The following is a 22,742-nucleotide window of genomic DNA, read 5'->3' as shown; positions in this document are numbered from 1 at the left end:
CCCACCGCACACAGGTGCGAGCCGACCGACGCACCAGATCCGATTCTTTCGTTGAGTGAAAGCCGGTGGTGGTTGATGCGGCCCGCCGTGCCGTTCACTGGCAGGTATGCGCACACAAGTCGCCATCATCGGCGCCGGCCCAGCCGGTATGTTGTTGTCCCATCTGCTCGCCGCCGACGGTGTCGACTCGATCATCGTCGAGACCCGTACCGAGGACTACGTGCTGGCTAGGATCCGGGCGGGGATTCTTGAGCACTCGTCGGTCGAGCTGCTGCGTTCGGTCGGGCTCGGAGATCGATTGTCGCGCAATGGAATCGAACACCGTGGCATCTATCTACAAATGCCCGGTGAGCGCCATCACCTCGACTTCGTCGATCTGGTCGGGCGCAGCGTCTGGGTATACGGCCAAACCGAGGTGCAAAAAGACCTCGTCGCCGCGCGCCACGCTGGCGGTCAACAGATCGTCTACGAGGCCGCCGGTGTCGCGGTGCACGACATCGGCACAGACCGGCCGTACGTCACCTTCACCGTAGACGGTGTGCCCCAACGTGTCGATGCCGACGTCATTGCAGGCTGCGATGGTTCGTTCGGGCCTAGCCGCGCCGCAGTTCCCGAGTCGGTCAAGGAGGTCTGGGGCAGGACGTACCCCTACTCGTGGCTGGGCGTACTGGCTGATGTCGCTCCGTCCACCGACGAGCTGATCTACGCCTGGCATCCCGACGGTTTTGCGATGCACTCGATGCGCTCAGAAACCGTCAGCCGACTCTACCTTCAGGTTCCCAACGATACTGACGTCAAATCCTGGTCCCACGAACGGATTTGGGATGCGCTGTCCACTCGTCTCGGAGCGGGCATCGAAGGCTGGACTCTGCAGACCGGGGAAATCACCGAGTCCAGTGTGCTCCCGATGCGTAGTTACGTTCAAACACCGATGCGCCACGGGCGGCTCTTCCTGGCCGGCGACGCCGCGCACATCGTCCCGCCCACCGGAGCGAAGGGCCTCAACTTGGCGATCGCCGACGTGGCGTTGCTGGCGCCTGCACTGACTGCGCTCATCAAGAAACATGACTCTGCACTGGCGGACAGCTACTCGCACACCGCACTGCAGCGAGTCTGGCGGTGTACGCACTTCTCCTGGTGGATGACCAGCATGCTGCACATCAGCGATGACCCCTTCGATGCGCAGCTCCAGCAGTCGCAGCTCCGATGGGTATGTAACAGCCGGGCTGCCGCGATGGGGCTGGCGGAGAACTACGCCGGGCTACCACTGAACGTCGGTTGACCGGCAGCAGCATGAGTTGAGGCCCGGCGGATTCCGCCGGGCCTCAACTCATTTCGTACACAACGAACGTCAGGGTCGCGGTCCTAGTGGCCGCGGGCGATCCACTCCTCCAGATGGGGGGCTTCCCCACCGACGCTGGTCATGTCGCCGTGGCCGGTATAGACCCGGGTGTGTGCAGGCAGGGTCAAGACTCGTTCGCGGATAGAACCGATGATGGTTGGGAAGTCCGAGTAGGACCGACCGGTTGCGCCCGGGCCCCCCTGGAACAGGGTGTCGCCGGAGAACAAGGCGTCTGCCTCCGGCAGATAAAGGCATACAGAACCCGGCGAATGGCCCGGGGTGTGGATCACGCTGATAAGGGTGCCGGCGAATCCGATCCGTTGAGCATCATCAAGAGACATGAACGGGTGGTCTCCGTGGACGTCTTGCCACAACATCCTGTCACCCGGGTGCAATAGCACTGGCGCGTAAAGTGTCTCAGCCAGTTCGGTGGCGACATTGACGTGATCGTTGTGCCCGTGGGTGCAGATCACCGCTGTCACCTCGCGGTCGCCGACTGCAGCGGCAATCGCCGACGCGTCGTGCGCAGCGTCGACCACAATTACATCGCTGCTGGTGCCGATCAACCAGACATTGTTCTCGACCTCCCAGGTTCCACCATCGAGGCTGAACGTGCCAGAGGTGACGACGCGTTCGACGCGCAGCCCCGACTTCTCAGCGACCACAGTCGGTGCACTCACAGCACGACCACCGATCGCAGAACTCGACCGTGGTGCATCGCATCGAACGCCGCTTCAATGCCGTCTAGCTTGATACGCTCAGATACGAAGCGCTCCAACGGAAGTCGTCCTTGCTGGTACAGCGATACCAGGGTCGGGAAGTCACGTTCGGGCAGGCAGTCGCCGTACCACGACGACTTCAAAGACCCACCGCGGGAGAAGAGGTCCACGAGGGGCATTTCGAGCCGCATGTCCGGGGTCGGCACGCCTACCAGGACGACAGTGCCCGCAAGGTCGCGGGCATAGAAGGCCTGTGTCCACGTCTCTGGCCGTCCCACCGCATCGATGACGACGTCGGCACCGAAACCGCCGGTGAGTTCCTGGATCGCTTCCACGGCGTCGCATTCGGCGGCATTTACGGTGTGGGTCGCACCGAAGTCGACGGCCCACTGCAGCTTCGCCGGGTCTCGGTCGACAGCGATGATCGTCGACGCTCCAGCCAGTCGGGCTCCGGCGATCGCTGCGTCGCCCACGCCACCGCAGCCGATGACAGCCACCGAGTCGCCCCGGCCCACTCCACCGGTGTTGACCGCCGCACCCAAGCCGGCCATCACGCCGCAACCCAGCAATCCGACCACAGCAGGGTCGGCCTCGGCGTCGACCCGCGTGCACTGTCCCTCGTGCACAAGTGTTTTCTCGGCGAACGCGCCGATACCCAGTGCCGGGGTCAGTGCAGTGCCGTCTGTCAAAGTCATTGGCTGCGAAGCATTGTGGGTATCAAAGCAGTATTGCGGACGTCCACGCTTGCACGCCCTGCACTGCCCGCACACCGCCCGCCAGTTGAGCACCACGAAATCTCCGGGACTCACCAGCGTGACATCAGGGCCAACAGCTTCAACGACGCCAGCGGCTTCGTGCCCCAGCAAGAAGGGGAAATCGTCGTTGATGCCGCCCTCGCGGTAGGTCAGGTCGGTGTGGCACACCCCGCAGGCCTGCACCTTGACCACGACGTCATGTCCCAGCGGGTCGGGAACGACGACATCGACGATTTCGGTGGGTGCTTTCAAACTGCGGGCAATGACCCCGCGGACAGTACTTGGCATTCGGATTCCTCCTGGTTGGCGGCGCGACATGTCTCGACGGGTCACGATGAGTCGCCAGCAGGTTCGTTGCAATCCAGGGCTTTCACTGACTGAAAGGCGCAGCGGTGGTCGATGTCCCCGCCAGATGGTGCGGCCTAGGAAAGGCTTCGCGAAATCCCCTGGGAAGCAACATTAAGGGCTGCAACCAGGCGCAGCTTGTCCCGCTTCAGATTGGGTACCACCAGACCCAGTGACGCGACTACCGTGTCGTCGCGAAAGACTGGCACCGCCACCGAGCAGGCACCCAGGGTCATCTCTTCGACGGTCGTGGCGTAACCATCGCGGTGCACCCGGGCCAGCTGCCCCTTCAACACGCCTGCGTGCACGACGGTGTGCGGGGTGATTCGCTTCAGATGTCCGAGCACCTCGGACTGGAGTTCCGCGGGTGCATGGGCCAGCAGGACCTTGCCAACCCCCGTGGCGTGCAACGGAAGTCGCGATCCAATTTTTGACACCACGGGCACGGACGCGTGTCCGGCGAGCCGATCCAAATAAAGTGCCTGATTGCCTTCGCGGACGGCCAGGTGCACCGTGGCCAGCGTCGCGCCATAGAGGTCGTGCAGAAACGGTGAGGCCACCTCGCGCAAACCCGTCTGCATCGGAGCCAAGAGCCCCACATCCCACAAGCGCCGCCCGATCACGTAATCGCCCGAGGAGGTGCGGCTCAAGGCACCCCACTGCTGCAATTCGTTGACCAATCGATAGGCGGTCGGGACGGGCAGATCGGCCCTCCGAGCCATCTCCGTCAACGTGAGACGACGATGGCGCGCATCGAAGGCACCCAGAAGCGACAGTGTTCGAGAGGCCACCGATGCACCACCGACTGACACGTTTCCGGCCATCCGGACACCTCCCAACGCACCATTGACTACCCCAATTTCACTGAATGAAAGCATAGCCTCGGGTTCCAAGTGCCGCGTGGCTAACGTCACCTGTCATGACAGCCACGGTGGACACCACGTCATTGGTGACCCAGAACGAGATCTCCACCGAGATCACCGCGTACGGCGGCGCGCATGACCGCGTGCAACCCAAGTTGGATTACCCGCCGTATCGCAGCAGTCTGCTGCGTCATCCCAGCAACCCACTCCTGTTGGCAGACCCGCACGACTTGGAACTGACCGCACCCTGCTTCGGGACCCTCGACGTGACCGAGTTCGACGCCGATCTGACCATCGGCCACGCGGGCGAGCCGATCGGGGAACGGATCGTCATCACCGGGCGGGTGACCGACACACGTGGTCGCCCCATCAGCGGTCAGCTCGTCGAGATCTGGCAGGCGAACGCTGCCGGCCGCTACATCCACCAGCGCGACCAGCACCCTGCCCCGCTGGACCCCAACTTTTTCGGCGCCGGGCGCTGCCTAACCGATGCGGACGGCAATTACCGGTTCCTCACCATCAAGCCAGGGCCCTACCCGTGGCGCAATCACCTCAACGCCTGGCGCCCTGCGCATATTCACTTCTCGCTTTTCGGCCGGCAGTTCACCCAACGGTTGGTCACCCAGATGTACTTCCCGGGCGACCCGTTGTTTGCCTTCGACCCGATCTACCAATCGATCACCGATGCCGCTGCCCGCGAGCGATTGGTCGCGACCTACGACCATGACGTCACCAAACCCGAATATGCCACCGGCTACCGCTTCGACGTTGTCCTCGACGGCGCTCGACGCACCCCTACCGACGAGGACACCCATGTCTGACCTCGCCCCCACCCCCGGGCAGACCGTAGGACCCTTTTTCCACTACGGATTGTCCTACCCTCGATCCAGTGAGCTGGCCCCTCCCGGTCATCGCAATACGATCAGGTTGCACGGCAATGTCTTCGACGGCGCCGGGGCGCCTGTTCCGGACGCACTGATCGAGGTATGGCAACCCGACAACACGGGCACCGTCGTCACCAACGAAGGATCACTCAACCGAGACGACTGGACGTTCACGGGATGGGGACGCGCGGCGACCGATGCCGCCGGACACTACAGCCTGAGCACCATAGCCCCCGGCAGCGTCGCGCCCGGGCAAGCTCCCTTCTTCGCCGTAACGATCTTCGCGCGGGGACTCCTGGACGCGTTGTTCACGCGGGCCTACCTGCCCTACGGCAATCTCGCCGGCGACGCCCTGCTTGGCGGCCTGGCTGAAGAGCGCCGAAACACGCTGATATGCCAGTCCGAACGTTCAGGTTACCGATTCGACATACGCCTGCAGGGAGCACAGGAAACGGTCTTTTTGACCTACCCGAGAACTCAACATGACTAACTTGCTGTGGCCGGGTGATCACCGCGCCGGCCAATACTTCACCGATTCCGCGGTTTGCCTAGCGATGGTGGACGTCGAGAACGCGTGGCTCGAAGCGCTCCGCCGCAACACAATCCTCCCCGCTCAGGCAGCCCCGTGTGACCTAAGGACCTTGATCACTGACGCCGATCTCGATGTCATCGCCGAAGAAGCTGAAGACGGCGCAAATCCCGCCATCCCCTTGGTCGCACTCCTGCGGCAGCGCGCTCCAGAATCCACACGCCAGTGGATCCATCGCGGTCTGACCAGCCAGGACGTGATCGACAGTGCCTTGATCCTGACGCTGCGCGCCGGCCTGAATCGCCTTCGCCTCGACCTGGCAGCACAGCTAGGCAGTCTCGCCGATCTAGCCCACACTCACCGCAGGACGCCCACAGTCGCGCGCACGCTGACCCAGCCAGCAATTCCCACCACCTTCGGCGTCAAGGCCGCCGTATGGCTGGACACCGTTTGCGACGCCGCCGAAGCCGTGGAGCGTCTGCGCACGCCCGCCCAAATCGGCGGGGCGGCAGGAACGTTGGCCGCGCCGACGGAGATGGCTGCGCTCCTGCACGGACGCGGCCGCGCGGTAGACGTCGCATTCGCACTAGCCGATGACACTGCCCACATTCTGGGCCTCGATTCACAGGTGCCATGGCATACCAGTAGGGCACCGATCACCGCCGCAGGTGACGCGCTGGTCGGCTGCACCGATGCGTGGGGCCGCATCGCTGCCGACATTCTCACCCTCGGCCGACCTGAGATCGGTGAGCTCAGTGAAGCGCGCGTGCAGGGCCGCGGCGGATCCTCGACGATGCCCGACAAGAACAACCCCGTGCTCTCCGTACTCCTGCGCCGCACGGCTCTGACCGCGCCGCCGCTGGCGGCCACCTTGCACACCGCGGCCGCCCTCAACAATGACGAGCGCCCCGACGGCGCCTGGCATGCAGAATGGGACACCCTGCGCATTCTGGGCCGACGAACCCTGGTCGCCGCCTCGCACGCCTCCGACTTGCTCACCGGGCTGCGAATCAAACCCGCTAGCATGTCTGCCAATCTGACCGCCGTCGACATCTCCGGTGAACAGCGAGCCATCGCGTCACTGGTTGGATTGAACCCCACACCAGACTATTTCGGCGCCAGCGAAGCGTTGATCGACGCTGCCATTGGCCGCGCCAACGGCCTCCTCGAGAGGCTGACATGACCCTGCCCATCCTTGACACCGTCGACTTCGGTGGGCAGACCAACACTCCCCTGCTCATCGTCGGACCTTCCCTCGGCACCTCGGTGACCGCATTGTGGTCCGTTGCCGCCCGACAATTGAGCGCACACCACCGAGTAGTTGGATTCGATCTGCCCGGCCACGGACACAGCCCTGTCCCCACTGCCGATTTCACCATTGGCGATCTCGCCGACGCGGTACACAGAATCGCCGCCAATCACGGCGCCACGCGCTACCACTACGCGGGCGTCTCCGCCGGCGGCGCAGTCGGCCTGGAACTACTCCTCCAGCACAGTGATTCGCTTGTCAACACCACGCTGATATGCACCGGCGCGAAGATTCGCACCACTGCGGCGTGGCTGGAACGCGCCCAATCAGTACGCGCCAACAGCACCGCAGTGATGCTTGAGGCTGCCACGAGCACGTGGTTTGCAGAAGGCTTCACCGACCGCGACCCCGATACCGCCACCGCGCTACTCACCTCACTGCGCGAAACCGATGCCGAAGGATATGCCGGCGTCTGCAATGCGCTGGCTTACTTCGACGTTCGGGACCGCTTGCAGGAAATCACCGGAGACGTAACGGTCATCGCCGGCAACCAGGACATCGCCACCCCACCAAGCTCTTTGATGTTCCTCGCCGAACGCATCCCTGGCGCTCGCTACCTCGAGCTTGCCGAGACAGGCCACCTCGCTCCTGCCGAACAGCCTGACCTGATCGCCAAAGAACTACTGACCAATACACAACGGAGCACGCGATGACCCCCGCCCACGAACGAAACGACGCTGGCATGGTGGTGCGCCGAGCTGTCCTCGGCGACGCTCACGTCGACCGCGCAATCGCCAACACCACTGACTTCACCGCTGACTTCCAAAGTCTCATAACCGAATACGCCTGGGGAACAATCTGGACTCGGCCGGGCCTGGACCGTCGTGCTCGTTCAATCATCACCCTGACCGCTTTGATCGCACGCGGTCACCACGAAGAACTCGCTATGCATCTGCGTGCCGCACGGACCAACGGCCTGACCGATGACGAGATCAAGGAAGTCCTGCTGCAAACGGCGATCTACTGCGGAGTCCCCGACGCCAACACCGCATTTCGGATCGCCCAGGACACACTGTTCATCAAGAGCGACACAGAATGAACAGCGCCTACATCTACGCCGCGACTCGCACGCCGTTCGGTCGGTACAACGGCGCCTTGGCTGCAGTGCGACCCGACGACCTGGCCGCCGCCACTATCGCCGCCTTGCTGGCGCGCACCCCGGACCTTGATCCGGCCCTCATCGGCGACGTCTTCCTGGGCAACGCCAACGGCGCCGGCGAAGACAACCGCAATGTGGCCCGCATGGCCGCACTCCTTGCAGGGCTGCCCGTCAGCGTCCCCGGCAGCACCATCAACAGGCTGTGTGGTTCCAGCCTCGATGCCACCATCAACGCCGCGCGCGCCATCGAATGTGGCGACTTGTCCATAGTCGTTGCCGGTGGCGTGGAGTCGATGACACGCGCCCCCTGGGTACTAGCCAAGCCGTCACGCGCATTTCCCGCCGCCGACAGCACAGCGGTGTCAACAACTTTGGGCTGGCGGCTGGTCAATCCGAAAATGCCAGCTGTATGGACCGCATCGCTCGGAGAGTGCAATGAACAGCTCCAGCAAGAGTTTTCGATATCACGCGACCGCCAGGATGCCTTCGCTGCGCGATCGCACCGGCTTGCCGCAGCCGCCTGGGTACGGGGCTTCTACGACGATCTCGTCAGCCCGGTACCCGACACCGACCTGACCTCCGACGAAGCCATCCGCCGTGGCACCACCCCCGATCGGCTCGCCGGCCTCGCCCCGGCGTTTCGGCCCGACGGCACAATTACCGCCGGCAATGCCTCCCCGCTCAGTGACGGTGCGGCCACCTTGCTGCTGGGATCCGCAGAGGCATCGGAGCTTATCGGCGCCCTACCAATGGCCCGGATTGCTGGAAAGGCCTCGGTGGCAATCGAACCCAATAGGTTCGGCATCGCCCCCGTCGCCGCAGCTGAACAGGCCCTTGCCAAAGCCGGCGTTTCCTGGTCTGACATCGGCGCGGTCGAACTCAATGAAGCCTTCGCGGTGCAATCGCTGGCGTGCATAGACGTCTGGGGCATCGACCCCGACATCGTGAATGTCAACGGCGGTGCCATTGCTATCGGCCACCCCCTCGGCGCCTCAGGCGCTCGACTCGTCGGCACGCTGGCCAAGACCCTGCGCGAGGGCGGCCACCGCTGGGGTGTCGCGGCGATCTGCATCGGCGTAGGCCAAGCCCTCGCCATCGTTGTGGAGAACTGCTCGGGAGGAGCACTATGACCGCCACCATCACCACCGATCCCGCCGAGTCAGTGCGCGGAATCGAAGACGGCGCAACAATTCTTGTCGGCGGCTTTGGTATGGCCGGAATGCCTACCGCCCTCATCGATGCCCTCATTGACCAAGGCGCCACCGACCTGACCATCGTGAGCAACAACGCCGGCAACGGCGACAGGGGTTTAGCAGCCCTGCTCGCGGCGGGCCGCGTTCGAAAGATCGTGTGTTCGTTTCCCCGCCAACATGACTCCTACGTTTTCGACCAGCTCTACCGCGCAGGACAGATCGAACTCGAACTCGTACCACAAGGCAACCTCGCCGAACGAATGCGCGCTGCCGGCGCCGGCATCGGCGCCTTCTATTGCCCTACTGGCGTCGGCACGCCACTTGCCGACGGCAAGGAAACCCGCATCATCGAGGGTCACGAATACGTCCTGGAATACCCCATCCACGGCGACTATGCCCTCATCGGCGCCTACCGCGCCGACCGGCTAGGGAACCTGGTGTACCGCAAGACTGCCCGCAACTTCGGGCCCGTCATGGCCACCGCCGCATCCACAGTCATCGCCGAGGTTCATGACGTTGTGGAGATCGGCTCAATAGACCCGGAAGTCGTGATCACCCCCAGCATCTACGTCGACCGCGTACTGCATGTCGCCGCAATGAACAGGAAAGCGTCGTGACCGACACACTCGAACATCTCGACCGCGGCCCGCTGAACCGTGACGAACTCGCCGCCGCCGTCGCACGGGATATCCCCGCCGGATCGGTAGTCAACCTCGGTATCGGGCAACCTACCACCGTCGCCGATCACCTATCAGCCGACAGCGGGGTCATCCTGCACACCGAGAACGGCATGCTCGGTATGGGGCCCGAAGCGCACGGTGAACAGATCGACACCGACCTCACCAACGCAGGCAAGATTCCCGTCACCGAGCTGCCTGGCGCCGCCTACTTCCACCACGCCGACTCATTCGCCATGATGCGCGGAGGCCACCTCGACGTCTGCGTAATGGGCGCGTTCCAGGTATCTGACCACGGTGATCTAGCCAACTGGAGCACCGGAGCCTCCGACGCGATACCTGCAGTCGGAGGTGCCATGGACCTCGCCATCGGTGCCAAATCCGTCTACGTCATGATGTCGCTGTTCGCCAAAGACGGAGCACCCAAGCTGGTCAGCCATTGCAACTATCCGCTCACCGGAAAGCGCTGTGTCCGGCGCATTTACAGCGACGTGGCCATCATCGACATCGACGCCGACCACGGCGCCGCCGTACTCCAAACCTTCGGCGTTTCAGTGGCTGAGCTGCAAGACAAACTCGGCATCCCCCTGCGCGCGAGCGGCCTCGTTCGATGACGCGATCATCGCCGACCACTCAGCCACGGCTGGGATAACACCACAATCCACGGCGTTTGACGACCGTTACCGAAGCATCGACGGCGGCCGAGAGATGATGCGATCGGTCGAGGCGTCGGTGGGGTCAGACAACGAGCGAGCGCAGGTCAAGGCTTCCACCGCTACACCGCTGAATCGACAGTGTGCCGACGGCCAGAAGTGCTGGCGGTCTGGATAGCAGTCGACTGCGCGAGCACGTAATCACGGTGAGGTTGTCAGTGTCGGCGGTCGCGGCGCAGCGAATCACGGGCGAGTGCACGGAGTCAGCCCGAGAGACCCCGTCAAGGCCCTCTCCCGGCAGCTATGCGCGCGCCATGACCATCCGCTGAATCTGGTTTGTGCCTTCGTAGATTTGAGTGATCTTGGCGTCACACATGTAGGGTTCGACGGGGAAGTCGGTGGTGTAGGCATAGCCGCCGAACAGCTGTACGGCGTCGGTGGTGACAGACATGGCGACGTCGGAGGCGAAGCATTTCGATGCTGAGGCCAGGAACCCGAGATTTGGTTCGCCGCGTTCAGCGCGGGTGGCGGCGGTATACACCAGCAATCGGGCCGCTTCGATGTTCATCGCCATACCGGCGAGCATGAACTGCACGGCTTGAAAGTCGCTGACGGATCGGCCGAATTGCTTGCGTTCCTTGGTATAAGTGATCGCAGCGTCGAGGGCGCCTTCGGCGATACCGATGGCTTGGGCTCCAACGTCGGGCGGGTGTGCTCAGTTGAACCGCGATGTCAGCAGTCAAATCCAGTACAGCGTCGAACGTCGCCTTCGAATGCTCGGCGAATCGTTCCCGCCCGCATAGGGACTCCACATCAAGCCATTCGTAGAGCAGGAAGTTCACATCTCGCGGGTTCAGCACCGGGACATCGCTATCCACTCGCAGTTTCATGTGTCAGATTCCCGTCTGTGGGGGTCGGTCGTGGCGTGGCGCGCGATGTCTTGCAGTTCCTGTAGGTGGTCCTGGTAGATGCTGCGAGGCGTAGCTGAGTACTTCGTGCACAGGAATGCCGCTGCGGCGGTGGCGATTCCGTGCTGTCCGCCGTTGCCCATGAACTTCGTGTTCGATCCGGCGACGTGGGTGACGCTGATGTGCTTGCCGGCCACCATCAAATTCTCGATATCGACCGAATACAGGCATCGGAACGGAATGTCGTAGGGCTGCTCGTCTCGAGTGTCCCAGATCCAGTTTTTCAGCCGGAAGTCGTACTTCTCATCGCCCGGGTAGTGCAGGCAGAACGCTCCGGAGTTCTGCACGACGGCGTCAGGAAAGAGCTTATGACTGCGGATATCGGTCTCGGTGAGGGTGTAGTCACCCACGTAACGCCGGTACTCACCTTGAGCGGGAACATAAGCAACCCAGTCCAATTCGAGGTTGGCATACTCATCCGGTTCAAGGTGCTTGACGTTGGCGAAGGTGCCGTAGATCGCGCACAGCAGATGATCGCGGATCGCCTCGCCGTTGGTGTAGGGGTCCAGCCACTGGCCGTACTCCCAGAAGTGCGTGAGGTGCTGGGTCATCCGGCGGCGGACGGTCGGATCGGGCATGCGGAATGGGCCGGCGACCGGTCCTGGTCCGTTCTCGATGCCGGGTTTGGTGAGTTGTCCGCGCAGATCGGCGAAATCCTTGGCCACATCGCTCGCCCAGGGCACCGCCGGGAAGGGCGCCGGCGCGTCGGCCATACGGGTGCGAAAGAAAACGGTGTTGCCGTGGTGCATGTCGTCACCGTGTTCGGGGGCGAGGCTCTCGTCGAACTCGTCGTGGGCTTCTTGTCCGAAGCGGGTTTGGGCTCCGGACAGGATGCCGAGTAGGGCGGTGCCGGTGCAGTCGATGAAGATCGGTGCGGTGTAACGGTATTCGCGTCCGCTGCGGGCGGCGCGGGCATCGATCGAGGTGATTCGCCGGCCATCTGCGGCAGCGTCGTAGACGGTCTGCTCCATGACGACGGTCGCGTTGGGTTCGGATTCGAGGAGACGTCGGGCGTGCAGGTCACCGTCTGGGTTTCGTTGGGACAGTTCGTCGATGACGGGGCCGGTTTCCCCACGGGGACTGAGGCCGATTTCAACGCTGGCATTTCCGCCGAGGTAGGGGCGGTCCTGGATCAGTGCGACCCGGCAGCCTAGGCGAGCCGCAGTCAAGGCGGCGGCTACTCCGGTGATGCCGCCGCCGGCGATGACGACGTCGAATTCGCCTGCGGGAGTGGGTTCGTCGGGGAGCCCGCGCAGGCGGCGGCGCCACGATCGGGCATCGGTGCCGGCTCCATCAGGTGGGGGTGTGTCGTTGTGGCCCAGAAAGATGGCGTCGCAGCGGCCGTCGAAGCCGGTCAGGTCGTGCAACGTAATGGTGGCATCGCCGGCATCAAGGTCGACGATACCGGCTGGCTCCCAGGACCAGTTCTGCCCGTTGGCGCCGAATTCGCGATCCACGGCGACACCGTTGATGATCACCTGAAACCGTCCGGGGTGATGGGCGGGCACCCAGTCCTTGGCCCGCACCCACAGGTGGTACCGCCCCGCTGAAGGGATTTCGATGGTGGTGCTAGCGTCCGCGACGGGCCGGCCGAGGCCGTGGGCCAACAGGTACGGCGAGCCCATCTCGTGGTCGAACTGGGAATCGAGCAACCACCCGCCGTACTCATCAAAGTCCTCGGCCTCCAGCAGAATCCCCACAGCGTCAGCAGATTTCGTACTAGTCATACGCACTCCCCTTATCAGATGTCTGAATTGCCGATGAGGCCATGGCAACGCTCTTCCAGGGCACGAACGACCTGGCGCAGCGGCTCGAACGCGGGGTTGGTTGTCTCGCCGCGCGCGAATCGGTAGTAGACCTGCTGGGCTATCACGGCAATCCGGAACAGCCCGAAGATTTCGTAGAACCGCCACTGTTGCTCGGTGACGTTCAAACCCGTTCGGGCGAGATAATATTCGACGATTCCGGCACGAGTGAGCATGCCGTCGGCGTTGCTCGGCTGCTGACGGAACTGAGCAGCCGCAGGGTCGTCATCGGCTTGGATCCAGTAGCCCAGTGCGCTGCCCAGGTCCATCAGTGGATCACCGATGGTGGCCATCTCCCAGTCCAGGACTCCGATGACGCGCAGCGCATCCTGCGGGTCCAGAACGAGGTTGTCGAGACGAAAGTCGTTGTGGATCAAACACAACGCGCGGTCGGCTGGTTGGTGGGTGTGCAGCCACGCCATGATCGGCTCGAACGAGTCCGCGTCGCCGGTGCGGGCCCGCCGGTAGCGGTCGGACCAACCACCGACCTGGCGTGCGACATAGCCCGGGCCACGGTTGAACTGCTCCAGCCCCGCCGCGCTCACGTCGATCGCGTGCAGCTCGACGAGTCGGTCGACATAGGCGCGGCTCAGTTCACCAGCGTGAGCCGGCGAGAGTTGGAGGTCATCGGGAAGGTCGCGGCGCAGGATGCGGCCGTTGAGGCGCTCCATCACGTAGAACTCCGAGCCGAGGACCGAGGCGTCGTCGCAGAACGCGATCATCTCGGGCACATAGCCGTAGACAGGTTTGAGCAGACGCTGCACGTCGTATTCGCGCCGCATATCGTGAGCGCTCTTGGCTTTACTGCCGTGTGGTGGACGCCGCAGGATGACGTCGCGTTCGGGGTAGCGCAGCAGATAGGTCAGGTTGGAGACACCGCCGCTGAACTGGCGCACTTCAGGCTCACCGCTGAGGCCTGCAACGTCGGGGGCGTGGCGGCGCAGCCACGCGGCGACGGCGGTGGTATCGAAAGCGTCCTCGCCGCGGACGTCACGCGTGGGGTCGAGGTCGACCGGGGTATCGCCTGTCATGACGCGACCGTGTCGGCGTGCTTGGCGAGTTCGATGCGGGCGACCACGCCGCGGTGCACGGCATCGGGGCCGTCGGCGAATCGCACCGCGCGGGCTTGCAGCCAGAGCGCTGACAACGGGGTGTCCTCGGACAGTGCCGCACCGCCGTGCAGTTGCATCGCCATGTCGATGACGTTTTGGGCCATGGTGGGGACGGCCACCTTGATTTCGCTGACGGCGCCGATCGCCGCCGGGTCGTTGGTGTCGAGCAGCCAGGCCGCGTGCAGCACGAGCAGCCGGGCCTGGTTGATGGCGATGCGGGCGTCGGCGATGCGTTCCCGGTTGCCGCCCAGGTTGATGATGGGCTTGCCGAAAGCGGTACGGGCGATGGCCCGTCGACAGGCAAGCTCCAGCGCCAGTTCGGCGGCTCCGATCAACCGCATGCAGTGATGGATGCGGCCGGGACCGAGTCGGCCCTGCGCGATCTCGAATGCGCGGCCCGGTCCGGCGATCACATTGGACAGCGGTACCCGCACATCGGTGAGACGAATCTCGGCGTGGCCGTAGGGCTCGTCGTACCAGCCCATGGTTGGCAGCATCCGAATCACTTCGACACCATCGGTGCTGCGCGGGACGATCACCATCGAATGTCGCTGGTGCCGGTGCGCGTTGGGGTCGGTCACGCCCATGAAGATCATCAGCTCGCAGTCGGCGTGACCGATGCCGGTGGACCACCATTTGGTGCCGTTGAGTACTACCTGGTCGCCGTCGATGGTCGCGGTGGCCTGCATGTTGGCCGCGTCCGAGGACGCCACCCCCGGTTCGGTCATCAGGAACGCGCTGCGAATCCTGGCATCCAGCAGTGGTTCGAGCCACTGCTTCTGTTGGATGTCGTCGCCGTAGCGCAGCAGGACCTCGGCGTTGCCGGTGTCGGGGGCGTTGCAGTTGAACACCACGGGAGCCAACAGGGAGCGGCCCATCAGTTCGGCCAGGGGCGCGTAGTCGACGTTCGAGAGTCCCGCACTGCCGCTGGTGCCGAACTTCCCGGCGTAGGAATCACCGTGTCCGGCAGGCAGAAAGAGGTTCCACAGTCCCACCGAACGTGCCTTGCTCTGCAGGTCGAGCATCAGCGGCAACGGTGCCCACTGGGTACCGTCCTGGCGAGCCACGGCCAGTGTGGCGTGGTAGTCGCGTTCGATGGGACGGATCTCGGTGTCGATGAAATCGCGCACGCGGGCGGCGAGTTCGGCGCCGCGCGGTGAAGGTGACAGCAGCATGCTGGTCGTTTCTTTCGGTGAGAAGGGTCAGGTGATCCGGTTGACCATCGACAGCGGCAGGTGTTGCATTGCGGTCGCGATGGGCACCCACGGCCAAGCAGGGACGATGGCGGTATCGGGCTCTTTGTCGATGGCCTGGGCCAGCGCTCGGCACCCGGTCTGTGCGTCGACCATGAAGGGCGCATGGACCTGCTCGTTGAGTTCGGTGCGGATGTAGCCGGGAAACAGGGTGGTGATCTGAATATCGCTGCGCCCGTTCAGCTCTGCGCGTAGACCCTCAGCGATCATCGCCAAGCCGGCCTTGCTGGCGGCGTAGGCCGTCATCGAGCGCCGCATGCCGCGGAAGGCGCTGACCGAGGACATCACGACCAGGTGCCCGGATCCCTGCCATCGGAAGATCTCCATGGCAGCCTCGATCTGCGCCAGTCCGGCGATCAGATTGGTCTGCAAGGTGGCCAGATTCTGGTCGAAACCGCCGGTGCCCAACGCTTTTCCCAGTCCGATCCCGGCATTGACGATGACGCGATCAATGCTGCCCATCTCGTCGGCGAACCCGCGAAAAACATCGAAGACGCTGGTGTGGTCGGTGACATCCAGTGCTTTGAGATGCACGGTCGTTGTGGGGTTCGATTGCGTCAGTTCGGCGGCCAGCGCCTCAAGTCGCTCGGTGCGGCGCGCGCACAATCCCAATGTTGCACCACGGGTAGCGAATTCGCGTGCCAGGCCGCTGCCGAGTCCGGAACTGGCCCCGGTGATCAGGATGTTCTGACGTTTCGCTTTCGCCATGTCAGTTCGACTCTCGGGCGGCGACGTCGGCGAGCCGGTCCAGCGTCGCGGTCATTCCGGCGCGTAGGTGCGCGGTGCGGTCGGGAACACCGACGGCGCTTTGCACCCACCGGACTGGCGCCATCTGGGCGTCGCTCTTGCGCATGGTTTCGGTGACGGTGGTTCCGCCATCGACAGGTGTGAAGTCGTAGCGCCAGTACGTTTGTGACGGCCAAGCCACGGAGAAGGCGAAGCTGCGTCCCGGCTGATTCTCCACAACTCGGCAGGTAGTCGACCACCGGTAGAACGGGCCGATGTTGTTGCTGCCCTTGAATGTTTCACCCTTGGTGAGCCAGCGGGCCGAGCGGGTCTCCGGACTCAGCTCACCCATGCGGGTGATATCGGAGACGATCGCGTGGAGCCGGTCTGCGGGGGCCGCGATGGTCTTGCTGACGGTCACCGACAGTTGGGCGCGGTCGTCGAGATCGGCGATCAGCCGGCGGGTCAGCGGTCCGGCGGACGCCGGGTTCTGTCCGGTGTAGAGATTGCGGTCCACGACGACATACGGCCGAAGGGGCAGTGCGCCTTTGATGTAGTGCGCCCCTTCGTCCACGAGGCGATCTTCGAGAAACCAGGGTGCTTTCTTGGCGAATCGGTTGAATGCCTCTTCACGGTTGGACAGCGCGGTCATCGTGTACCCGGCGAACGGCCAGGTACCGTCGGGCTGCACGGCGGCCAGCAGCGCGGCCGGACCATGGCACAGCAAGGCCAGGGGGCGACCGGATGCCAGTCGCGCGGCCAGCAGTGCACCCGAGTCGGTGTCGACCGCCAGGTCCTCCATCGGGCCGTGACCGCCCGGGTAGAAGACAAGATCGTAGTTGTCGTGGTCAACCCGCGAAAGCACAAGCGGCGCAGCCAGATCAGCATTGAGTGTGTCCAGATACGCCTTGTAGCGGCGAGTCTTCCCCGGGGTTCCCCCGGCAAGTCCGAGGCTGAGCCGGTCGATGGTGGGCTGTTTTCCACCGGGGGTCGCGATGTCGATGTGCCAACCGGCTTCGGTGAGGATCCGGTGCGGTTCGGCGAGTTCTTCGGCCCAGTAGCCGGTGGGGTGTTGGGTGCCGTCCAGCAGCGTCCAGTGGTCGGCGGCTGACACGACGAGCAATGCTTTCTTCATGGGGTACTCCTGGCTGCGGTCATCGGCGGATCGGTGACGTTGAACATGGGTCAGTCCTCGAGGAGCAGCGCTCGCACGGGACAGCTGTCGATTGCTTCTTGGACGTCGTGGCGGCGGTCTTCGTCGGGCGTGGGATCGAGAACGTGGACGAGGCCGTCGTCGCCGACTTCGAAGATGTCTGGTGCGGCGGCCTCACACATGCCGATTCCGTCGCACTTGCCGGCGTGCAGAGCGATCTTCATCAGCTGGCCTTCCAGTCGAAAGTGGTTGCGTGGGCTAGTGAATGGGCGAGGGAGGGCCCGGACTCGTCAGGCAGGTCGGCCCCGGGCCACAGCTGCCACGGGTGGCGCTGCGAGACCCGGTCCCGCTGGTACGCCAGGACGGCCCGTCCCAGCGCGGCGTCAAAGGCGATGCGGTGTGGGCCGGGTCCGATCCACCGACCTGCCAGCGCGTGTTGAACGATCGGATCGGTGGGCAGCGTGACACGGACGGCGATGTACCCTTCCCCGTCGCGGGCCGCGATGGATGCCATCACCCCCTCGTCGGCGCTGACGATCTGGGTGGCGCCCAGACCCGGTGCCCGGGATGACGTTCCGTGCACAGCCAGCACTGCCGGCGCACCGAACAGCCGGGACTGCCACAGCGGCAGCGAACGCAGATAGCGGTCCAATGTCGCGGCGTCGCGGTTCCCGGTCCACATCTTGCTCGTCATAGACAACGCGTCGGCGGTTGTCGGCCAGCTCATCCCGCCCAGCGCGAGCTGAATTTTCCCTGCCAGCTGGCGCGAACTGCCTTGTTGCGCCCATTCGAGCCCAGTGAGCATCGTGGCGCGCACGTCCCCGATTTTGGTACTCCCGGCGCCCTCACCCTGGGCGCACCAGCGCGCCTCCTGCGGCATCAGGGCGCTGGCGTTGGACAAGTGGGTGCACCCGGTGGGCTCGACAAGGGCGTACGTCGAGAAGGCGTCGCCGCCGCGCCGAGCGTGAAACCCGCCTGCGAGCGTCACCCCTAGTTCTCGCGACAACAGTCGCAACATCTGAAGTGGGGCACCGTCCACGGGCCGCACCGCCGCGGGTACTCCGTCGTAGCTCTGATTACCCACTGTCAAACCGGAGGGCAGTACTACCAGGTCCGGCCGGTGTTCGGCGACGGCCGCACGTACCAGTTGTTCGATGTGTTCGAGTTCGGTCTCGGGGCAGTGGCTACGTGATACTGGTTGCACGGCAACGATGTTCATGGTTTGGACCATGATTAGACTCCGATCTCGGCGGTTGCAGTTGCCTGCGCGTGGCTGGGCGGTGCTGTCTCTGTGTTGGGCGTGGCCGCGTCGTTGGCGGCGCGGGCGACGGGACGTACCGGCGCTGGGGGTGTCGGGTCGGCGTTGTCGCTACCGAAAACATCGCGGGTGCAGCGGAAGTCGGTGCTCTTGGTCTGTCGGCGCAATTCGAACTGGGTACGGACATCCATCAGCAGGTCGCGCACCCCCTGAGCGCTGAGGAGCTCCGCAGTGTTGTGGCGTAGGGCGCTCGCGGTTCCGGCGACGATCCGAGGTCCGGTGAGGACTTCGGTGATCGATCGTGCTCGCCCGAACACATCAGTGAAATCGGGACGTTGCAAGCCTTTACGCCCAGAGCGGCGGATGGCACCCGACAACACCGGTGGGACGGTCCGGACCTGGGTTTCGATATTGCCAAAGTGATAGGCGTGCAGGCACTCTCGGTCTCGTTCGTGCTCCCATTCCCGGGTGGCCTGATCGATCTCCCATGACGAGCCCAATCTGGTGCCGAGCATTTCGGCCAGCCGCCGCCCTGACCAGAGGGCATCGCGTTGGCCCTGGCCGATCACCGGGTCTTTGAAGTGGCCGGCGTCGCCGATGAGGACCCAGCCCGGCCCGCTGGAGGCCCGGAAGTACGAGGTGGTGTCGCCGGTGGCGCGCAACCCGCTCAGGTTCTCGGCTCCGCGGCACCGTTCGGCCATGCCGGGGTGCACGGCGAGCTTGCGATCCCAATAGCCCTCGGGGTCCTTGCTGGCTTCGGCCGCTTCCTGCGCGGGGCCCATGAACAGCATGAGCATCCGGCCCGCCGGCGTCGAGGGAAATAGGAACGCCATCGAATCCTCATCGCGCCATTGGTGGATGGTCTGCCCGGCTTGGGTGCCGAATTGGGGGTCGTCGCCATAGCGGAAGACCAGTGCGCGGCCGTTGCGTGACGCACGGTAGGGGGCGAATGCTCCGACCTGGGCGGCTACCGAGGATCGGCGCCCGTCCGCGCCGATCACCAGCTTGGCCATCAGGTCGAACTGATTGCCGTCACGGTCGGCGTAGCGCACCCCGCATGCGCGTCCGCCGCGCCACAGCACTTCGACGAGGCGGTGGCGCTCGCGGACGTCGGCGCCGGCGGCGCGCGCCGCGTTGACCAGCTCGACGTCCTGCAGGATGCGCGGCACGCACAGGCAGTAGTCGATCGGCCCGGCCGGTCGCCAGCGCTCCAGGATTCGTGATTCGTCGGGCCGCCCGTGGTTGACCACTAGTTGCATCCAGGGCGAGCGCGTGGGGTTGTGGCTCAGGATGCCGGGCAGGGCACCCATTCGGCGGATCTCATTGATGCCGTCCGGAAACAACAGATGCGTCGACAGTTGGTCGGAGGGAAATGACGAGCGGTCCAGCGCGACGACATCGAGGCCGGCCCGCGCCATGTGCGCTGCAGCCGAGGCCCCGGCCAGTCGCGCTCCGATGATCACCACGTCGCAGGACTCTGGGGTTGATGTAATGCCGGTCACAACCGAGTACATTATCGAAGCAGCTTCAGTTTTGCAATAGCAGTCGTTTATGAATCCTATTCACAAACGAACGATGTAGGCTTCCCATGTCAGCCGAGGAGCAGTGAGGGGTAACCGAATGACCGAGATCGCGGCCAGGCCATCGATGTCGCCTCGGATGGCCCGCAAGCGCGAGCAGGCCCGGGAGCGCATTCTTGACGCTGCCGAGGAACTCTTCTCGGCTGCCGGCCTCAAGAGCGGCCGGATTGAAGACCTCGCGGAAGCGGCGGATGTGTCCGTCGGCGCGATCTACAGTCACTTCGGCGATAAACAAGGCATCGTTGTGGCCCTGGCGGAGCGCGCTATTCGTCAGTTCGGCGAGGTACTCGAACAGACGTTGTCGACCGACGGTGGCGAGCCGCTCGAAAGGGTGATGGCTGTGGCCGACCTGTACGCACGGTTCTGCATCGAACATCGTTCGGCGTTCCAATTCGTGATGGCCACCAGTGCCGATGCAGCCAGTGGCAACGCAGCGGATCTCAATGCCTTGGTCGAAGCCGAGCGGCAGATGCTGGGTGCCTTTCAAGATGCCATCCAGGCTGCCATCGACGCTGCGCAGATCAACGGTGATTTCGAGGCGGCGGCAACGGCGCGGTTCCTGTGGGGCGCGTGGAACGGGGTGTTCGCGCTGGCGCTGCGGAGCGACGGCCTGGCCCTCGGCGAAGATGAGGTGGTCGCGGCGCTGGACTTGGGTCGTCGGTTGGTCAACGAGGGCCTCACTGCGCCCTCGTTCCGTGACAGTGACGGCCGGTCGCTGTCCCATGTCGCCGATTCGCTGCACGTGTCGCGGGCCCGGCCCCGCTAGCGCTTCGCGCCGCACTCGAGCCCGAGGCGGCGTCAACCCTGTCTGCGATTGACCGGCCCGCGCGCGGGAAGATGCCGTCAGTTGGGATCGATCCCTGCGTTCCGCTGAACCGGTTTGGGCCGTGTCTGCGCGATCAGAGGGCAGGCCGAGCGGCCGGCGGTCGGCGACGAGATAGGCGATGGAAGGCGTGGCTGAGTTTCCTGGTGATGACAGCGGGAACGGCAAAGACGGCCAGTGCCAACGATGGTCGCTGAAATTCCAGTTCGAGGCCGAACTCCTTCATCACGCTCGGCGTCATGAGCGGAGAGGGCCATTGGGTGATGTCCATGTACGTTTGGTCGAGGACGACCTTGCCGTCTTCAAGGGTCAGGACCACGCAGAACGGACTGCTCCAGCCTTCGCCACGTCCTTGATCGGTGAGAATGCCTTGGCAGACAACGATGTTGCCGACGGCGATCAGTCGCTCCGCGCCGCCGTGCCGTTGTGGAGCCGCTTGATGGATGGCCTTTTCAAGGCCGACGAAGGTGCCGTGACCGTGGTAGGTGAACGCACCCTTGACCTCCACGCGGCAGTCAGGTGCGTAGCACTCTTTCACCATCTGCGTTGCGTCACAGTTGTACAGCTCACCCCACCGAACGGCCGTGCGTAGATTGCGGACTTCTTCGTCGGTGAAGACCGATACGATCGTGGCGCCGTATTCCGCTGCAGCCAAGGTGATTTCGTCAATCTCTGTTTGTGTGGGCATGGCTTTGTGACTCCTTTGCCGTGGACTGGTCTGTTTCGTGGATGATCAACCGCGCGTGGCGACGGGCCTCAGGTCTGGCGCTCACCGGGACCAACGGCCAGGGTGCGGTTCAATTTGTTGAGCTGGCGGAATGGGAGTGGCGGAGCGGAACCCACGGCTCAGATTGCTCACCCTTGATCAGCCGCCGTTCCAGGAGCACCGCCACACGCACTGCGGTCTGAGGCATCAGCCGCGTGAGCAGATCGACTGCGAGGGCATCGTTTCCGACTCGAATACGCGCCCGTTGCTTCTCGACCCCGTCAACGATGATCTGGGCAGCTTTGTCCGGAGCCAACTTGAGTAGCTTGGTGTCGTAGGTCTTTTGCCGAGCTTCCTGGGCGGCGGTGATCTGACCTCCGGTTTGTCGGGCCAGCTCAACCGAACTGGCGGCGATGTTGGTGGCGACGCCACCGGGGTGAACCACGGTGACTTTCACCGGGGTGCGTTCAAGCAGCATCTCGGCGCGTAACGACTCGGTGAAACCCCGTACGCCGAATTTGGCTGTGCAGTAATGGGACAGACCGGGTTGGGCGAGATACCCGTTGAGACTGGAGATGTTGACGACGTGACCGTCGCCGGACGCGATGAGATGCGGGAGGAAGGCCAACGTCCCGTTGATGACGCCATTGAGGTTGACGCGCAGCACCCGCTCGTAGTCGCGCCACGCGCTCGCGGCCACCGGCGAGGTGAAGCTGATGCCGGCGTTGTTGTACACCTGGTGCACGGTCCCGAAATGTTCGGCAACCTCAGCTGCATACTCGTGCAGCCGTTCGGGGTCGCCGACATCTACCGACGCAGTGTGCACCGGCCCTCGGCACAGGCCGGCGGTTTCTTTCAATCCGTCCGGGTTGACGTCGCAGCAGGCCACCTGCGCACCACGTCGGCTCAGTTCAACGGCCAGTGCTCGCCCGATCCCGGACGCTGCACCCGTGACGACGACGGTCTTGGCGTTTACGGGATTCTTCATAT

The 22,742-nt window shown here is 64.2% G+C and carries 22 protein-coding genes and 4 pseudogenes; 10 read left to right on the top strand and 16 right to left on the bottom strand.

Going from position 1 to position 22,742, the window contains the following annotated elements:
• Nucleotides 1-106 precede the first annotated feature (106 nt).
• Nucleotides 107-1,282, top strand: coding sequence for a 4-hydroxybenzoate 3-monooxygenase (locus tag G6N46_RS25360; RefSeq protein ID WP_138250284.1), 1,176 nt, complete (start codon nt 107-109; stop codon nt 1,280-1,282).
• An 83-nt stretch (nt 1,283-1,365) separates the two neighbouring features.
• Here G6N46_RS25360 and G6N46_RS25355 read toward each other — a convergent pair whose 3' ends face one another.
• The 3 genes from G6N46_RS25355 to G6N46_RS25345 all read right to left on the bottom strand — a co-directional run bounded on the left by G6N46_RS25355 (nt 1,366) and on the right by G6N46_RS25345 (nt 3,985).
• Nucleotides 1,366-2,022, bottom strand: coding sequence for an MBL fold metallo-hydrolase (locus G6N46_RS25355; protein WP_138250285.1), 657 nt, complete (start codon nt 2,020-2,022; stop codon nt 1,366-1,368).
• On the bottom strand, nt 2,019-3,104 hold the full coding sequence (locus tag G6N46_RS25350; RefSeq protein ID WP_138250317.1) for an S-(hydroxymethyl)mycothiol dehydrogenase: 1,086 nt from the start codon (nt 3,102-3,104) through the stop codon (nt 2,019-2,021). Before G6N46_RS25350 ends, G6N46_RS25355 begins: the two co-directional genes overlap by 4 nt.
• Nucleotides 3,105-3,238: 134 nt before the next feature.
• A complete protein-coding gene (locus tag G6N46_RS25345) occupies nt 3,239-3,985 on the bottom strand; it encodes an IclR family transcriptional regulator (protein ID WP_138250286.1) in 747 nt (248 codons plus the stop codon).
• Between the two features lie 95 nt (nt 3,986-4,080).
• Between G6N46_RS25345 and pcaH the strand changes: the two genes are divergently transcribed.
• Genes pcaH through G6N46_RS25305 form a run of 8 tightly spaced genes read left to right on the top strand, consistent with a single transcriptional unit; the run spans nt 4,081 to nt 10,329 of the window.
• Nucleotides 4,081-4,845, top strand: coding sequence for a protocatechuate 3,4-dioxygenase subunit beta (gene pcaH, locus G6N46_RS25340; RefSeq protein WP_138250287.1), 765 nt, complete (start codon nt 4,081-4,083; stop codon nt 4,843-4,845).
• A complete protein-coding gene (gene pcaG, locus G6N46_RS25335; RefSeq protein WP_138250288.1) occupies nt 4,838-5,398 on the top strand; it encodes a protocatechuate 3,4-dioxygenase subunit alpha in 561 nt (186 codons plus the stop codon). Before pcaH ends, pcaG begins: the two co-directional genes overlap by 8 nt.
• Nucleotides 5,391-6,620, top strand: a complete 1,230-nt coding sequence (locus G6N46_RS25330) for a lyase family protein (protein ID WP_138250289.1) — start codon at nt 5,391-5,393, stop codon at nt 6,618-6,620. The genes pcaG and G6N46_RS25330 overlap by 8 nt, the downstream gene beginning before the upstream one ends.
• Entirely contained in the window at nt 6,617-7,399 is a 783-nt protein-coding gene (locus G6N46_RS25325; RefSeq protein ID WP_138250290.1) for an alpha/beta fold hydrolase, read from the top strand. The genes G6N46_RS25330 and G6N46_RS25325 overlap by 4 nt, the downstream gene beginning before the upstream one ends.
• Complete coding sequence (gene pcaC / locus G6N46_RS28390; protein ID WP_138250291.1) at nt 7,396-7,785, top strand: 4-carboxymuconolactone decarboxylase; 390 nt, start codon at nt 7,396-7,398, stop codon at nt 7,783-7,785. The genes G6N46_RS25325 and pcaC overlap by 4 nt, the downstream gene beginning before the upstream one ends.
• Entirely contained in the window at nt 7,782-8,975 is a 1,194-nt protein-coding gene (locus tag G6N46_RS25315) for a thiolase family protein (protein WP_138250292.1), read from the top strand. Before pcaC ends, G6N46_RS25315 begins: the two co-directional genes overlap by 4 nt.
• Complete coding sequence (locus G6N46_RS25310) at nt 8,972-9,655, top strand: 3-oxoacid CoA-transferase subunit A (protein WP_138250293.1); 684 nt, start codon at nt 8,972-8,974, stop codon at nt 9,653-9,655. The genes G6N46_RS25315 and G6N46_RS25310 overlap by 4 nt, the downstream gene beginning before the upstream one ends.
• Nucleotides 9,652-10,329 carry a 3-oxoacid CoA-transferase subunit B gene (locus tag G6N46_RS25305; RefSeq protein WP_138250294.1) on the top strand — a complete coding sequence of 226 codons (678 nt, stop codon included), beginning with the start codon at nt 9,652-9,654 and terminating at the stop codon, nt 10,327-10,329. Before G6N46_RS25310 ends, G6N46_RS25305 begins: the two co-directional genes overlap by 4 nt.
• A gap of 340 nt (nt 10,330-10,669) precedes the next feature.
• Here G6N46_RS25305 and G6N46_RS25300 read toward each other — a convergent pair.
• The 11 genes and pseudogenes from G6N46_RS25300 to G6N46_RS25255 form a co-directional block, all read right to left on the bottom strand.
• A pseudogene (locus G6N46_RS25300) lies at nt 10,670-11,074 on the bottom strand (acyl-CoA dehydrogenase family protein); the annotation flags it as partial.
• Nucleotide 11,075: 1 nt separating this feature from the next.
• A pseudogene (locus G6N46_RS25295) lies at nt 11,076-11,258 on the bottom strand (acyl-CoA dehydrogenase N-terminal domain-containing protein); the annotation flags it as partial.
• A complete protein-coding gene (locus G6N46_RS25290; protein ID WP_138250295.1) occupies nt 11,255-13,063 on the bottom strand; it encodes an FAD-dependent oxidoreductase in 1,809 nt (602 codons plus the stop codon). The gene G6N46_RS25290 and the pseudogene G6N46_RS25295, both read right to left, overlap by 4 nt.
• Nucleotides 13,064-13,077: 14 nt before the next feature.
• The gene (locus G6N46_RS25285; protein WP_138250296.1) at nt 13,078-14,172 is read right to left on the bottom strand and encodes a phosphotransferase family protein; all 1,095 of its coding nucleotides are present in this window, start codon (nt 14,170-14,172) and stop codon (nt 13,078-13,080) included.
• Nucleotides 14,169-15,428, bottom strand: a complete 1,260-nt coding sequence (locus G6N46_RS25280) for an acyl-CoA dehydrogenase family protein (RefSeq protein WP_138250297.1) — start codon at nt 15,426-15,428, stop codon at nt 14,169-14,171. Before G6N46_RS25280 ends, G6N46_RS25285 begins: the two co-directional genes overlap by 4 nt.
• A 27-nt stretch (nt 15,429-15,455) precedes the next feature.
• Nucleotides 15,456-16,214, bottom strand: a complete 759-nt coding sequence (locus G6N46_RS25275) for an SDR family oxidoreductase (RefSeq protein WP_138250298.1) — start codon at nt 16,212-16,214, stop codon at nt 15,456-15,458.
• A 1-nt stretch (nt 16,215) separates the two neighbouring features.
• A pseudogene (locus G6N46_RS29140) lies at nt 16,216-16,647 on the bottom strand (SRPBCC family protein); the annotation flags it as partial.
• Between the two features lie 27 nt (nt 16,648-16,674).
• A pseudogene (locus G6N46_RS29135) lies at nt 16,675-17,367 on the bottom strand (type 1 glutamine amidotransferase domain-containing protein); the annotation flags it as partial.
• A 50-nt stretch (nt 17,368-17,417) separates the two neighbouring features.
• Nucleotides 17,418-17,609, bottom strand: a complete 192-nt coding sequence (locus G6N46_RS25265) for a ferredoxin (RefSeq protein WP_138250300.1) — start codon at nt 17,607-17,609, stop codon at nt 17,418-17,420.
• A complete protein-coding gene (locus tag G6N46_RS25260; RefSeq protein WP_138250301.1) occupies nt 17,609-18,604 on the bottom strand; it encodes a carbon-nitrogen hydrolase family protein in 996 nt (331 codons plus the stop codon). The genes G6N46_RS25265 and G6N46_RS25260 overlap by 1 nt, the downstream gene beginning before the upstream one ends.
• A 14-nt stretch (nt 18,605-18,618) precedes the next feature.
• Nucleotides 18,619-20,109, bottom strand: coding sequence for an NAD(P)/FAD-dependent oxidoreductase (locus tag G6N46_RS25255; RefSeq protein WP_163693014.1), 1,491 nt, complete (start codon nt 20,107-20,109; stop codon nt 18,619-18,621).
• A 154-nt stretch (nt 20,110-20,263) separates the two neighbouring features.
• Here G6N46_RS25255 and G6N46_RS25250 point away from each other — a divergent pair, with 154 nt between their 5' ends.
• Entirely contained in the window at nt 20,264-20,989 is a 726-nt protein-coding gene (locus tag G6N46_RS25250) for a TetR/AcrR family transcriptional regulator (protein ID WP_138250303.1), read from the top strand.
• Nucleotides 20,990-21,122: 133 nt separating this feature from the next.
• Here G6N46_RS25250 and G6N46_RS25245 read toward each other — a convergent pair whose 3' ends face one another.
• Nucleotides 21,123-21,734, bottom strand: coding sequence for a nuclear transport factor 2 family protein (locus tag G6N46_RS25245; protein WP_138250304.1), 612 nt, complete (start codon nt 21,732-21,734; stop codon nt 21,123-21,125).
• Nucleotides 21,735-21,843: 109 nt separating this feature from the next.
• Complete coding sequence (locus tag G6N46_RS25240; protein WP_138250305.1) at nt 21,844-22,740, bottom strand: SDR family NAD(P)-dependent oxidoreductase; 897 nt, start codon at nt 22,738-22,740, stop codon at nt 21,844-21,846.
• Nucleotides 22,741-22,742: the final 2 nt, after the last annotated feature.

It is taken from the genome of Mycolicibacterium phocaicum (assembly GCF_010731115.1).
Lineage (GTDB): Bacteria > Actinomycetota > Actinomycetes > Mycobacteriales > Mycobacteriaceae > Mycobacterium > Mycobacterium phocaicum.
Note: the sequence above shows the minus strand (reverse complement) of the source record. Positions and strands in the feature narration are given on the sequence as shown.